General features: G+C 64.3%; 13 protein-coding genes. 8 read left to right on the top strand and 5 right to left on the bottom strand.

The window, feature by feature from the left end; all coding sequences use genetic code 11:
* Positions 1–35: 35 nt before the first annotated feature.
* The 4 genes from JOY50_RS05905 to JOY50_RS05890 all read left to right on the top strand — a co-directional run bounded on the left by JOY50_RS05905 (position 36) and on the right by JOY50_RS05890 (position 2,463).
* A complete protein-coding gene (locus JOY50_RS05905; protein WP_243054911.1) occupies positions 36–494 on the top strand; it encodes a hypothetical protein in 459 nt (152 codons plus the stop codon).
* A 250-nt stretch (positions 495–744) separates the two neighbouring features.
* Positions 745–1,125: a Mor transcription activator family protein gene (locus JOY50_RS05900; RefSeq protein ID WP_028613808.1), complete on the top strand. Its 381-nt coding sequence runs from the start codon at positions 745–747 to the stop codon at positions 1,123–1,125.
* A gap of 62 nt (positions 1,126–1,187) precedes the next feature.
* Positions 1,188–1,835 (top strand): DUF2589 domain-containing protein, encoded by a 648-nt coding sequence (locus JOY50_RS05895; RefSeq protein WP_243054910.1) that lies wholly within the window; start codon positions 1,188–1,190, stop codon positions 1,833–1,835.
* 73 nt (positions 1,836–1,908) lie between these two features.
* A complete protein-coding gene (locus tag JOY50_RS05890) occupies positions 1,909–2,463 on the top strand; it encodes a DUF2589 domain-containing protein (protein ID WP_132840449.1) in 555 nt (184 codons plus the stop codon).
* Between the two features lie 19 nt (positions 2,464–2,482).
* Here JOY50_RS05890 and JOY50_RS05885 read toward each other — a convergent pair whose 3' ends face one another.
* From JOY50_RS05885 to JOY50_RS05875, 3 genes are read right to left on the bottom strand one after another with little or no spacing between them, the layout of a single operon-like run.
* Entirely contained in the window at positions 2,483–6,157 is a 3,675-nt protein-coding gene (locus JOY50_RS05885) for a translocation/assembly module TamB domain-containing protein (protein ID WP_243054909.1), read from the bottom strand.
* A complete protein-coding gene (locus JOY50_RS05880) occupies positions 6,154–7,896 on the bottom strand; it encodes an autotransporter assembly complex family protein (protein ID WP_132840444.1) in 1,743 nt (580 codons plus the stop codon). Before JOY50_RS05880 ends, JOY50_RS05885 begins: the two co-directional genes overlap by 4 nt.
* Before the next feature lie 52 nt (positions 7,897–7,948).
* A complete protein-coding gene (locus JOY50_RS05875) occupies positions 7,949–8,599 on the bottom strand; it encodes an N-acetyltransferase (RefSeq protein WP_138737125.1) in 651 nt (216 codons plus the stop codon).
* Between the two features lie 162 nt (positions 8,600–8,761).
* Between JOY50_RS05875 and xthA the strand changes: the two genes are divergently transcribed.
* Positions 8,762–9,574, top strand: coding sequence for an exodeoxyribonuclease III (gene xthA, locus JOY50_RS05870; RefSeq protein ID WP_095115079.1), 813 nt, complete (start codon positions 8,762–8,764; stop codon positions 9,572–9,574).
* Between the two features lie 179 nt (positions 9,575–9,753).
* Here the strand turns inward: xthA and JOY50_RS05865 are convergent, their stop codons facing one another.
* The gene (locus JOY50_RS05865; RefSeq protein ID WP_243054908.1) at positions 9,754–10,506 is read right to left on the bottom strand and encodes an anti-sigma factor; all 753 of its coding nucleotides are present in this window, start codon (positions 10,504–10,506) and stop codon (positions 9,754–9,756) included.
* Positions 10,503–11,024: a sigma-70 family RNA polymerase sigma factor gene (locus JOY50_RS05860; protein WP_028613800.1), complete on the bottom strand. Its 522-nt coding sequence runs from the start codon at positions 11,022–11,024 to the stop codon at positions 10,503–10,505. Before JOY50_RS05860 ends, JOY50_RS05865 begins: the two co-directional genes overlap by 4 nt.
* 123 nt (positions 11,025–11,147) lie before the next feature.
* Here JOY50_RS05860 and JOY50_RS05855 point away from each other — a divergent pair, with 123 nt between their 5' ends.
* From JOY50_RS05855 to JOY50_RS05845, 3 genes are all read left to right on the top strand, one after another.
* Positions 11,148–12,200, top strand: coding sequence for a catalase family peroxidase (locus JOY50_RS05855; protein WP_132840438.1), 1,053 nt, complete (start codon positions 11,148–11,150; stop codon positions 12,198–12,200).
* Complete coding sequence (locus tag JOY50_RS05850; RefSeq protein WP_132840435.1) at positions 12,197–12,730, top strand: cytochrome b; 534 nt, start codon at positions 12,197–12,199, stop codon at positions 12,728–12,730. Before JOY50_RS05855 ends, JOY50_RS05850 begins: the two co-directional genes overlap by 4 nt.
* An 86-nt stretch (positions 12,731–12,816) precedes the next feature.
* Entirely contained in the window at positions 12,817–14,022 is a 1,206-nt protein-coding gene (locus JOY50_RS05845) for an MFS transporter (protein ID WP_132840433.1), read from the top strand.
* The last annotated feature ends 59 nt before the right edge of the window (positions 14,023–14,081 follow it).

Below are 14,081 nucleotides of genomic sequence, written 5' to 3'. Positions count from 1 at the left end.
AGCATGGGGCTCCAAGCACCCATGCCGGAGGCATCATGTACAAACCCCTGCTGTTCGCGTCCCTGATTCTGACCCCGTTTTCCCTTCACGCGCTGGACACCCGCGAGGTGACCACGGCGCAACTGCTTGAGCTTGGCCGCGACCTGGAGCGCTATGCCGGCGCCAGCCAGTGGCAACAACTGTGGCAACGCGTGCGTCAGGCCGGTTACCTGCAGGCAAACGGTGCGCCGGTGTATTTCAGTACTCCCATGGCCCAGTTGCCCGATCTGGCCCGGCAGACCTTGGCCCAAGCCGATCAGGTACAGGCGCTGCACCAGACCCAGGCGCTGTACCGTCGCAGCTTTTCCGGCACGGTGATCGGGCAGCGCGGCGGCCAGCCATTGCATGCCTTGTGCCTGCTGGTCGACTGGCGGACGCTGCCCCCAGGCATGCTCGACGCCCCTCACGCCTACCTGCGCAGCGCCAGCCTGCTGAGCAGCTACCCCTGCAACTGAGGGTACCGCGCCCCATCACTGGACGAGCGGAGCGCCCTGATGGGAAATCAACGGCCACAGCCAGATCGTGAAGACATGTCCTACAACGCAGGATATCGCTGCCTGCAACCCCTGTTCACCGAGGCTACAAACCGCAACCCATATGTCGCCTAGCGACGCGCCGTGGCTGTCACACAGAATTTGCTCACACCGTCGACATAACGCCGCTGGTGATCGGGTCGCACATTCCCCCATCCCGAAGGAGCGCCATATGGAATTACCAGACTTGAGCCTCATCGATATCAGCCAACTGCCCCACTCGCTGCAGGCCCTGGTCGACTGTATCGGCATCGACAACGCCTACCAGTTGACCTGCGCCTACGGCGGCAGGCCCAAGTACATCCCCAAGTACCGCGAGCGGACCAAGCTGGCCGACGTGCTGCCGGCCGACGCGCTCGACGCACTGATCAAGCGCTTTGCCGGAGTAGCCCTGGAGATCCCCAAGGCTGACCACTTCCTGCGCCAGCTGCGCAACCAGCAGATCCAGAAGGAAAGCGCCAATGGCCTTTCACGCAGCCTGCTGGCCAACAAGTACGGCCTGAGCCTGCGCCAGATCGGCAACATCCGTCGCCAGGAAACTTGCGCTCGCTGACGGCCAGTACCTAGGCCGCCAAGGGTGGCCACCTTTCCCCTCAACACAAAGAGCAAACAGACATGTCGATAGACAACAGCCTCATCGGGTCCGTGATCAACGCCTTGCCCATGGATCGCATGATCGCAGGCCCCCTGCAGGCCATGGTCCAGGCACAGGTTACCGCCAGCAAGTCGTACGCCGACTTCCTGATGCAGGTGTGCGTGCAGGACGGCAAGGCCGTGGCCATCCAGTTCGACTACGACGAGACCATCGTCGACGAACAGGGTGAATACAAGGGTGTGGTCAGCAAGACCATGAAGGTGCCGCTGCTGGCGGCCATCACACACCCGAACATCTCCATCGATGAAGGCAATGTCGAATTCGAGCTGATCATCAATCAGATGTCGGAAGACACCTCCAGCACGGAAATGGGTGCAGAGGTGACCGGCTCACTGGGCTGGGGCCCCTTCAAACTGAACGTGAAGGGCAGCGTCAGCCACAAATCCGCCCAGACACGCAAGACCGACACCCGCGCCCGCTACGCCTTCAATACGACGATGAAGCGCCAGGAGCCACCTGAAGCCATGATGAGGGTGATCGAGTTCCTGACCGATGCGGCGACCAAGCCAACCGTGATCAAGACCGCTACCCTGGAAAGCCCGGACGAAATCTCCCAGGCCGACACCTTGAGAGACCCTGCTGCCAATGCCGGCACCCCTGTCCCTTGAAACGCCCCCTGCGCCGTAAAACAGCCCCCTGGCCAGCATCAGGGGGCACCATCTGGCCTGAGGAGGCGAGCCCGTGAATACCCCCCCTGCCCCGATGACCTCCATCGACCTGCGTGAGATCACCCGTGGCCTGCAAGAAGCAGCCAGCGCCACCAACAGCCTGATTGCACAACAGTACATCAACCTGTTCGACCAGTTCTTCGAGTGCGACAGCGACGCCCTGGGCGCCCCCATGAAAGCCAAGATGGTCGAGGTGGCCATGGATGGGAAGCACATCATGCGCGTCCCCCTGTTTGCACTGGTGTCGCCCAAGGGCCTGGCCCTGGAGCGCATGCAGGTCGACCTGTCGGTACGGGTCAAAGGGACCGAAGCGCAACAGGCTTTGCTGACTGCGAGCGAGAGCAAGACTGCGAGCTTCAAGGTCACCATCGGTGGCCAAGGCCGTCAGGGCGAAAGCCGTGACCCTGACGAAGTGCAGATCCGCATGCAGTTCCAGGCCAGCGAGCCACCGGAAGCCCTGAACCGGCTGATAGACGAATACACCAACCTGATCGTCCCGGTACGCGCCCTTGATCCGCAGCCCTCGCCCGAGACCAATGAATTCATCGAGGCGGCGACCGTCCGTTGACGGCCGCCCCGGCACCGCTTCAGAAATCGCGCTTGTAGAAGATGTCCAGTGAGCTGGCCAGCCCACTGGCGGCTTCCAGGTACACCTTCTTGCTCAGCTTGTAACGCAACGCGATGGTGTTGGCAGGCTCGAACACACCCACGCCGTAACGCAGGCTCAGCTTCTCGGTGATGTTGCCGCTGGCGACCACGCTGGTGGTGTTGCCCGAGCCTTCGGTGTCCAGCTGGAAGTCGTCGATGCCCAGGCTCGAGGCCAGGCTGCCGGTAATACCGGCGCTGCCAGCCAGCCCCAGGCCCAACGCTGCTTCGGCAAGCATGTTGTTGTCCTCGCCAGAGTTGCCCAGAGGCCGCCCCAACACGAGGTACGACAGCGCCTGCTCCTGGCTCATGGCCGGCTCCGAAAATACCTTGGTTGTGGGTTGCTCGGCACTGCCGCTCAGGCGGATACCGGCAATCACGTCATCGACTGTGCGGATGGCTTCGATGTCCAGGTAGGGCTGGTCGATCGGGCCGGCAAACAGCAAGCGCGCGCGGCGGATGGTGAGGCGCTGGCCGTAGGCACGGTAGCGGCCGTCGGCCAGGCTCAACTCGCCACGGGTATCGAGGTTGTCGCCGATATGCACGTGACCGAGCAGGTTGGCGGTGAGGCCAAAGCCACTGAACGACAACTTGTCCTGGCCCACTTCAACATCGATGTCCATGGCCATCGCCATGGGCGGCTTGCCCTCTTCGGTCTGGTGACCGACGATCACTGTGTCATCCGATACCTTCACGGTCGACGGCGGCAGTTCGCGCACGGTGATCTTGCCTTTGGGTACAAGCACCTTGCCGGTAACTGCCAGCTTGTCATCGACCAGACGCAAGGCCAGGTCCGGGGCTACCTCCAGCGTTGCATAGGGCTCGACCGTGACCGGCAGCTGCTGGCCTTGCAGGCGCAGGTCCATGCCCAGCGCCTGACCCCATGTGAGGTTGCCACTCAACTGGCCGCGCCCTGCATCGCCGCTGCGCCAGCTGCCATTGAGTTGCACCTGTTCGCCAGCGATCAGCGCCTGCAATGACAAGTCCTCAAGACTGGCCGGCAATTCGGCGCCACTGACTTCACCACCGCTGAGCATCAGGCTGCCATTAACCTGTGGTGCCAACAAGGTGCCTGAAAGCCGGCCACTGCCGTTGAGCTGCCCGGTAAGGCGTTCGACCATCGGCACGAACGGACGGGCCACCGCCAGGTCCAGCCCGGCCAAGCGGAAATCGCCCGACAGCGGCTTGTTCTTGCCCAGCGGGTCGAGACGCGTGTTGACGCTCAGCTCGCCCAGGCGCTCACCACGGAAGGCCAGGCGGGTATCGATACGCCGAGGCGCCAACGTGCTGTCGACACGCAGCGCCTGGTAAGGGAAATCGACCCAACGCCCTTTGTCGCGCACGCGCAGCGTGCCGCCACTGGCATCAATGACAATATTGCCTTTGGGGCCGCTGGCCGGGATGTCCAGGTTGATATCAGCATTGAGCAAGCCCTGCCAGGCGAAGTCCTTCGGCAACCACTGGGCAAGGCTGTCAAGCGGGAACTGTTTGAGGTGGTAACGCAGGCGCGGTTCGGGTGCCAGGCGCTGGTCGTCACCACACAGGCTGGCCTGGCCGGAGCGCCAGCAATGGGCACCGAAATCCAGCTGGCCGCTGGCCAAACGCTGCAGCCGCGCCGGCGCTTGCAACTGCCAGTCCTGGCCACCGGCCTGGATACGCCCACTGGCCAGGCGGCCACGCCAGTCACCCTTGCTCAACTGGCCATCCAGGCCGAGGTCAAGCTTGAGTTGCGGGCCATCCAGCGCCAGGGTCAAAGCTTGCTGGCGAATGTCGCCTTTGCCGTTGGCCTGCAGCGTGCCCAATGCCGTGTCGCCCAGGTGAATACCAGTGGCCTTTAGCTCGATCACACCGCGCTGGGCGTTGTCCAGGCGGGCATCCAGGTCCAGCTGTTGCAGCCGGTTTTCGGCCTGGGCCAAGCGCTGGCCCTGCAAGGTCAGCGTGCCTTGCGGAGCCTGCAAGGTGCCGGCAACATCCAGCCGGCCCTTGACCTGGCCTTGCAGCCTTGGCCACAGCTGGCCCAGGCGAGGGAGATCAAGGTCGATTCGCCCGGCCAGGCGCTGCTGCAAGCTGCCACTGCCGTTGATACGGTTGTCACCCAGCTGGATCGCCAAGGCGCCGAGTGTCCAGTTCTGCCCCGCCCCCTGGGCCTCGGCCTTGAACACTGCCGGCTGGCCGCGCAGGCGGCCTTTCAGATCAAGCTGGGCATCAAGGGTGAGCATCTCGCCCTTCATCTCGCCTTTGCTGCGCAGCGGCCCTGCCAAGGTGCCCGGCAGCTCCGCCAGCCAATAGGCCGGATCGAGCGCCGAAAGCTGCAAGTCGACATCCCAGGCCAAGGTGTCGGCAAAACGCACGGCCACACTGCCTGCGGCCCTGCCTTGCCCGGCGGTCAGCGCCAGTTGCGGCAGTTGCACCTGGGCCAGGTCACCTTCGAACGGGCTGGCCAGGCTGAACGCCCCTGCCGGGCCATCCAGGTCGCCTTTGAAGGTGCCCTGGTAATTGCCATCGCGATAATGAACCTGGGTGTTGAAGCGCTTGAGGGTGACCTCGGGCGGCGTCTCCAGCGGGTACAGGCGCAACCACGGGAAGTCCTGCCAGTCCAGTTGCGCGTCGGCGGTCAGGCCTTGCTGCCAGTCGGCCGTGGCCTGCAGTTTCACGCGCTGGGTGTCGCTGGCGGTCAGGTCAAGGGCATCGAGCCTGGCGCCTTTGCTGTCGACCAACCCGGACAGCGCCAACGCGATTGGCGACTGTTCAGCCGGCAGGCTGGCCGTTCCCGACAGTTGATAACCCTTGAGCAGATCGCCCTTCGCATCAAGCTTGAGCTGATTCAACTGCAAGGTATCGGGCAGCGAGCCCGCCGGTTTGAACGCCTCTGAACGAATCTGCAGGGTCGCCGGCAGGTGCTCGGCCAACGCCTGCAACTGCCCGCTCAGCGTAGCGTCGAGGTAACCGCTGCTGGCGCCGGCAAGCTTCAGGGTCTTTTGCAACTCGCCGGTTGCGGTCAGCGCCAGCTGCCAGGGTTTGCCGTCTATGGCGGGCAATTGCAGCTGCGCCTGGAGTTCCAATGGCCAGTCACCTTCGGGCTGCAGGTCGCCCTGCAAGTTCAATTGCAGGTCATCGCGCTGCAGGTGCAGGCTGTCGATGCGCATCCCGGTGCCGGTCCAGTGCGCCGCCAGTTGCAGGTCACCGAGCAGGTCGCTGCCATCCAGCCGCAGCTGGCCGACCTTGACCTCACCCAGCTCGATGGCCAGCGGCAAGCGCAGCGATGGCAACTGCAGCGGGCCGCTCTCGGCTGGCTCGGCACTTGGCGCAAAGGCCATGTCGATGCGTTGGGCCTGCAACTGGTCAATGCAAAGGGTGGCGCGCATCAGGCAGGCAGGCGACCAGGCCAGTAGCGGCGCCTGCACCTCTACCGTACTGCCACCATCGGCCCAACGCAGCATGCTGGCCTGCCAGCTGCCCGCCAAGCGGCCCTGGAAGTCGGCCACCTCAAGCCCGGGCACCTTGCCCAGCGCCCAGCGGCTGCCAGCCTCGGTACCCAGCAACAGACCCAGTGCCAGGCCCAGGCTCGCAACGACCCCGAACAGGCCCAGCAGAATGTACTTGATCACGCGTTTCACAGCTCAGGCCCCATGGAAAAGTGCAGGCGAATGCCCCCTTCGTCATCCAGCGCCTTGGCCAAGTCCAGGCGCAACGGCCCGACCGGCGATACCCAGCGCACACCAAAACCGACACCGGTCTTGAGGCTGGGCAGCTCAAGGTTGTTGAACGAGTTACCCTGGTCGACAAACGTCGCGATCCGCCACTTTTCGGTCAGCGAATACTGATACTCGACACTGCCAGCCACCAGGTAGCGCCCGCCGATACGGTCGCCATCGCTGTTCTTCGGCGACAGGGTCTGGTAGTCGTAGCCACGTACGCTCTGATCGCCACCGGCGAAAAAGCGCAGCGACGGCGGAATGTTGTTCTTGAAGCCATTGGTCGCGCTACCACCGAACTGGACGCGACCGAGTAGGCGGTGGTTGTGGCCAAGGGTGGTCAAGCCTTTGAGCAGTACGTTGCCGTGCAACAGGTTGGTGTCGGAAACCAGCCCTTCCTTGGCCACCTGTGCATCGAACTGCAGGCGGTAGCCGTTGTGCGGGTCGATGCGGTTGTCGCTGCGCAGGAAGGAATAGCTCACGCCAGGCATCAACAGGTTGCTCAAACCGGAATCGTCACCCAGGCGATACTCCTCGCGCTGGTACTTGAGCGAAATGACCCGCTGCCAGCCGCTTGGCAGCTTGCTGTGCCACTCGGGGCCGACTGTCAGCAGTTTGCTGAGGGTATCGGTACCGGCAAGTTCCTCATTCTGGTAACCGCCGGCGAAGCGCAACTTATCGGTCAGTGGCGGGTCGAGGGGGATGTCGTACCACAGGCCAACGTTCTGCCGGGGTGCCGACAGCTCGGTTTCCCAACCATAACTGTGGCCCTGCGGGTTGACCCAATGGCGGGTCCAGTTGGCCTTGCCACGCGGCCCGACGTCGGTCGAGAAGCCAAGGCCCAACCCCATGGTGCGTGGCTTGCGGGTTTCCAGGCGGACATCCACCGGGATTTCTTCACCCACGGCGGCGGTGGGCGCAGCATCCACCCGCACGCCTTCGAAATAGCCGCTCGATTGCAGGTCATTGTTCAGTTCGGCGATCAGTTCCGAATCGTAGGGGGTGCCCGGTTTGAACGAAACCATGCGCTGCAGCAGGTCGTCGTCCAGCGGCGTGTCACCGCCGAAAGTGACGGCGCCCAGGCGATAGCGCGGGCCACTCTGGTAGACCAGTTCGATATCGGCCACACCGGCCTGCGGGTCGACCGCCAGGCGCTGACGGCCGAAGCGGCCACTGAAAAAGCCGTAGCGCGACGCCTGGTTCTGGATCAGCCGCTTGGCGTCCTCGTAATTGCCGTGGTTGAGTTGTTCGCCTGCGCGCAGCGCCTTGCTGTCGGGCACGCGAAAGGCCTTCATTTCGCTGGCCGGGCCTTCGATGCGCACAGTCACGTTGCGCAGGCGAATCGCCTCACCTGGGTTGATGTTGATGATCAGTTGCGGGGAATGGTCTGCATCGCTGGGAGGCTTGACCTCGGTATCGATCTGCGCCTGGTAGTAGCCAAGTGCCTGCGCGGCTTTGCGCGCCTGCTCCTCTGCCCCGCGACTGAAGCGTAACAATGCTTCTTCATCGCGGTCACCAAGGGTGCCTATATAGCCTTCGACATTGGCCTTGAGCGCCTTGTTGGCTGGTTTTACCTTCACCAGCAACTCGCTCTGGCCCCATGCGGCGAAACTGGCGGCCCAGAAAACCAGGCCCCAGGTGAATCTTCCTGAATACGTCATGCGGCGAATGCTACCAGAGCCAGGCGCTCAAGGGAGCCGCCTGGCGGGATGTTCAGGCAAAAGTGGAAGTTGAAGAGACTGGATTTGGATGGAAGAACACGCGTTCCCGGATCGGTCCTACGGCGACCTCACCAATCTCTTCATAGCCCTGGCGCTGGTAGAAGGCCAGGTAGTGCTCGTTGCCGGTATCCAGCACCACGCCCTGCGTGCCGGGGTCGTCCGCGCACCAGTCGTGCACGGCCTGTAACAATTGCTCACCGTAGTGCTTGCCCTGAAATTGCGGGTGTACCCCCAGCAATGGCAACACATGCACCTGATCGGTTGGCAGGCAGGTGGCCAGGGCGGCTTGGTAGTCCATGTAGCGCCGCGTGCAGCGCAGGCCGGTGCCCAGGATCATGCGCAGGCGCCAGGCCCAGCTGTCGGCCACGCCCAAGCGGCGCAGCGGCGGCACGATCAGGGCCAGGGCAATCAGGCGGTCGTCCACCAGCAAGCCGATGGCAGGTAATTGCAGGTAGAAATGCTGGCGTACCCATTCGCGCACCATTACCCGCAAGCGTTGCTCATACCCCGGGCGCTGGGCTTCGAAGATATAGGCAAAGGTAGGTTCGTGGCGGTAGGCGTTGTACAGCAGCGAACGCGCCTCGCGGCTGTAGCCGTCATCGAGCAGGCAGACTTGAGCCGGAGCGGCAGTGGATTCGGGCATTGCGGGCAGACCTCCTGGAATGGGCGTACATTGCCTTGGAGGTGCACCACCGCGCTTCGTTCACCCCCTACAGCACGTTAGCAGCAGGCTCCCGAAGCCGCCACGCTGGTGATGTGGGGCGATGTCGGCTAGCATCCCGCCTTTTACCGGGATCGTCTTTCCATGAAGATCGTCTGTTTCAACATCAACGGCCTGCGAGCCCGCCCGCACCAGCTGGCAGCGCTGATCGAAAAGCACCAGCCGGACGTGATCGGCCTGCAGGAAACCAAGGTCAGCGACGATCAGTTCCCGCTGGCCGATGTGCAAGCACTGGGTTACCACGTGCACTACCACGGCCAGAAAGGCCACTACGGCGTAGCGCTGCTGTCGCGCCAGGCCCCGTTGAGCCTGCACAAAGGTTTCGCCACCGATGAAGAAGAGGCCCAGCGCCGCTTCATCTGGGGCACCTTCGCCGATGCCGATGGCAACCCGATCACCATCATGAACGGCTATTTCCCCCAGGGCGAAAGCCGCGACCACCCCACCAAGTTCCCGGCCAAACAGCGTTTCTACAGCGACCTGCAGGCATTGCTGGAAGGCCAGTTCCGCAACGACCAGCCACTGCTGGTAATGGGCGACATGAACATCTCGCCGCAGGACTGCGACATCGGTATCGGCCCGGACAATGCCAAGCGCTGGTTGAAGACCGGCAAGTGCAGCTTCCTGCCAGAAGAGCGTGAGTGGATGGAGCGCTTGAAAGGCTGGGGCCTGGTTGACAGCTTCCGCCACCTGCATCCGGACGTGACCGACCGTTTCAGCTGGTTCGACTACCGCAGCCGTGGTTTCGAGGATGATCCCAAGCGTGGCCTGCGCATCGACCTGATCATGGCCTCGCAGCACCTGGTGCCGCGGATCAAGGCTGCGGGCGTGGACTATGAGTTGCGTGGCATGGAAAAGCCGTCGGACCATGCGCCGATCTGGCTGGAACTGAGCTGATCGCCGGGGCCATATCCGCATCACCGCCGCGCTGTGGGAGCGGCCTTGTGTCGCGATAGGGCTGCCTCGCAGCCCCAGCAATGTAGACGTTGACGCAGAAATCCTGGGGCCGCTGCGCGGCCCTTTCGCGACACAAGGCCGCTCCTACAGCAGGCGTGTGCCGCTTTCGATCCCCGCAGTCACAAGCCCAACCGCAACGCCTCCCCCACCCCGGCCCCACGCACATCGTCTGCCGCGCTGACCAAGGCAAAGTTGTAAGCCCCATGCGACCAGTACCGCGCTTCCAGCTGGCCATCGACCCGCTGCCCTTCTGGCATGCGCCGATAAAGCTCGCCCGGTGAGCGCAGGAACAGGCTGATACGCTGGCCCTTGCCATCTTCAAACACCAGCAGCGCCGCCGGGCCCTGCTCGTTGCTGAGCAAGCGCGCCCCCACCGGTTTGAAGCCATAGCCCGCCAGGTCCGGCAATTGCCCCACGCGGCTGAAATGCCGCCCCATCCATTCGCGCAACTGCCCTGGATCACTGGCCTGGATATCCAGCGCCTCGCTGCCGGCAAACAAACGGTGCGCCTGGACGGCATCGGCCATGGGCAGGTCGGCGCGTGCCAGGGACGCATCGCGCACCTGCCAACCGCCCAGCCCTCCCACACCCAATGCCAGCATCACCACCGCCGCTGCTGCCCAGCGCCGCTGCCGACGCTGGCGCAATTGCCGACGCAACTGCCCAAGGTCCAGCTGCGTCGCCCCGGGCAGTTCGCCAAACCCGGCCAGCGCCGTACGCAACCGGCGAGCATCGGCGCGCCAGCCTTCCACCCGTGCCGCCGCCTGCGGGTTGGCCGCCAGCCAGGCCTGCACCTCGGCCCGGCGCACAGGCGCCAGGCGCTCATCAACGTAAGCGTGCAATTCGTCTTCGCTGGGGATCAGACGGGTCATTTCAGTCTCCGCAAGGCCGGGGGCTGGGGGTTGCCCTCGGTCAGTTCGCGCAAGGCACTGCGGGCGCGCGACAGGCGCGACATCACAGTGCCGATGGGGATGCCCAAGGCCTGGGCGGCTTCCTTGTAACTCAAGCCTTCAATACTGATAAGCAGTAGCAAGGCGCGCTGTTCGGCCGTCAGCCGGGCAAACGCCTGCAAGTCGGCTTGGGCCAGGACACTGGCCTCAAGGTTGCCCCCGAGCGGCTCCTCCTCGTACTCGGCACGCCCGAACCAAGACAGCCAGCGGGCATGCAGGCGGTCGCGGCGCTTACCATCAAGAAAAAGCCGATAGAGGATGGTAAACAGCCACGCCCGCAGCGCCTCGGCGTCGCGTTGCTGGTCGCGTCGGCTCAGGGCCCGCTCGACCGTGGCCTGCACCAGGTCATCGGCGCTGCCCGGCTCGCGGGTCAGCCACACGGCAAAGCGGCGCAGGCGGGCCAGCAGCTCGCGCCACTGGTGGTCGTCCAGATCATGCATGGCAAAGTCCCGGCCTTTGAAGTCGTCATTGTAAAGGCAGACGCCTGCCAGGAAATTCTATTCCCGTCGATGGAATAAGTTTTTTCCTGCCCCGTCGTACTTGCACATTTACCAAACCGGACGATGACCATGAACTCACCTTTGCACGGGCCGGCGAAAGCCTTGCGCCTGGCTGCCATCGGCGCCGTGATGCTGGCCGCAGGCGCCGGCTTTGCCTATACCGCCGGCTGGCTCGGCGAAACCCGGCTGACGCCACAGCGCATCATTGACACCTTCGAGGCACAGGCAGGGCACTACCCAGGCTATCGCAAGAACCACGCCAAAGGCCTGTGTGTCAGCGGCTACTTCCAGGCCAGCGGGCAGGCCGCCAACCTCTCTACTGCGCGCGTATTCAGCCAGGCGCACGTACCGGTGATCGGCCGTTTCGCCATTGGCGGTGCCAACCCGTTCGCACCGGACACCGGCATACCCGTGCGCAGCCTGGCCATTCAGCTGAGCACCGACGATGGGCAGGTCTGGCGCACCGGCATGAACAACCCGCCGGTGCTGGCAATCAGCACACCGCAAGGGTTCTACGAGCAAGTGCTGGCGAACACGCCAGACCCGGCCACCGGCAAACCGAACCCTGCCAGCATGCAGGCGTTTTTCGCAGCCCACCCGGAGAGCGCGGCATTTCGCCAATGGGCGGCGGGCTATAAGCCCAGCAACAGCTTCGCCAGCACCCAATACCACAGCATCAACGCCTTTCACCTGATCGACGCAGGCGGCGTGCGCCACCCGGTGCGCTGGCAGCTTGAGCCGCAAACCGCGTTTGCCGCGCTGCCTACCCAGATCGATGACAAACAGTTCCTGCAGCACGACCTGCAGCAACGCCTGGCCCAAGGCCCGCTGCGCTGGACCCTTCGCCTGGTGCTGGCCGAACCCGACGATGCGGTGGACGACCCTGCCCGGCCCTGGCCTGCCGAGCGGCGCAGCGTAGACGCCGGCACCCTGGTGCTGGAACAGGTCGACGCCCCTGAGCAGGGGGCATGCCGCGACCTCAACTTCGACCCGTTGATCCTGCCCCGTGGCATGGAGGCATCTGCCGACCCGATCCTCGCTGCCCGTTCGGCTGCCTACTCGGAATCGTTCAACCGCCGCAGCCGTGAATCGCTCAGCACCGGAGCCCGCCCATGAAACCCGAAGCCTTCCACCCTTTCGCCCGCCTGCTGCACTGGCTGATGGCCGTGCTGATCCTGGCCATGCTGTTCATTGGTGTGAGCATGGTTACAGACCTGTCGCTACGCCACCCTGTACTGATCGGGTTGCACAAGGCCACAGGCCTGGCACTGCTGGTGCTGGTAGTGCTGCGTATCGGCGTGCGCCTGGCCGTGCCTCACCCACCCTTGCCGCAAGACCTGCCAACCCTGCAACGCTGGGCCGCCGGCGCCTCGCATTTGCTGCTCTATGGCCTGATGCTGGCCATGCCGCTACTGGGCTGGGCCATGCTGTCGGCCGGCGACTACCCTCGCCCGCTGGGCTTGCCCGCCATCGCCCCGCACAACCTGCAACTGTATGCCGTGCTGCGCATGGCGCACGGCTGGGCCGGCTACCTGCTGTTCGCCACGGTGCTGGTGCATGTGGGTGCAGCCTTGATGCACGCGTGGGTGCGCCGCGACGGCGTGTTGCGTAGCATGTGGCCTGGCCCCCTGCGCCGCAGCGAATGACCTGCAGCAGCCCGGGGCATTCGACAATCAATAATGATTCTTAATAAGATCGGCATTCTTTTTGCCTTATTGCCCTGGACTGCCCTATGAACGTCGCAAAGGATCATGCAACCCTTAAACCTGCCAGCACCCTGGACCTGCGTCCGCTGCTGCTGGCCAACATGGCCTGTACCATGTCGATGATGGCCTTCGTCGCCCTGATCGGCCCGATTGCCCGCCAGCTTGGCATGGCCACCTGGCAGGCCGGCGCCGCCGTGACGGTGGCCGGCGTGGTCTGGGTGCTGCTGGCCCGGCCCTGGGGCCGTGCGGCAGATCGCCTGGGCCGGCGACGTATCCTGTTGCTGGGGACCGCCGGCTTCACCCTGGCTTACTGGCTGTTATGCCTGTTTGTCGAGGGCGCGCTGCGCTGGCTGCCGGGCGCGACCGCAGCGTTCATCGGCCTGATGGTTGCACGCGGCTGCATCGGCGCCTTCTATGCGGCTATCCCGGTAGGCTGCAATGCGCTGATCGCCGACCATGTCGAGCCGCAGCGTCGTGCTCGGGCCATGGCCTCGCTGGGGGCGGCCAACGCGGTCGGCCTGGTGGTGGGGCCGGCGCTGGCGGCGCTACTGGCTCGGCATAGCCTGAGCCTGCCTTTCCATATCATGTCGCTGCTGCCCGCCAGTGCCTTTCTCGTGCTGTTGTTCACCCTCAAGCCGCAGGCGCTGCCCCACAACTATGCCCCGAGCCCGGTGCGCTTGAACGACCCACGCCTGCGCCGGCCCTTGCTGGTAGCGTTCAGCGCCATGCTCAGCGTCACCGTGTCGCAGATCATTGTCGGCTTCTTCGCCCTTGACCGCCTGCACCTGGGCCCTGCTGAAGCTGCCCAGGCGGCCGGCATCGCGCTGACCACGGTGGGCGTGGCACTGATGCTGTCACAGGTGCTGCTGCGCAAGCTGGAATGGCCGCCACTGAAAATGATCCGGGTAGGGGCCACGGTTTCGGCGTTGGGCTTTGCCTGCGGCTCGCTCGCGACCAGCGCACCTTGGCTGTGGGGCTGCTACTTCGTCGCGGCAGCGGGCATGGGCTTTGTGTTCCCGTCGTTTTCAGCGCTGGCGGCCAATGCCATGCACGCCTCCGAACAAGGTGCCACAGCCGGATCCATTGGTGCGGCCCAGGGCATGGGGGCGGTGATCGGCCCACTGGCTGGTACTCTGGTTTATGCCCTCGATCCACGCTTGCCATTCCTGGCCGTGGCCGCGCTGTTGCTGCTGGTCGGGCTATGGCCGATGCCGCGCGACCAGCGTGCCTGAGAAGCACAGCGCGCAAGCGTGCAGAGTGTGTTTTAATGCGCGTCGCTCATTATTTTTTA

This window comes from Pseudomonas sp. BP01, from assembly GCF_022760795.1.
In the GTDB taxonomy this organism is placed as follows: Bacteria; Pseudomonadota; Gammaproteobacteria; order Pseudomonadales; family Pseudomonadaceae; genus Aquipseudomonas; species Aquipseudomonas putida_Q.
Note: the sequence above shows the minus strand (reverse complement) of the source record. Positions and strands in the feature narration are given on the sequence as shown.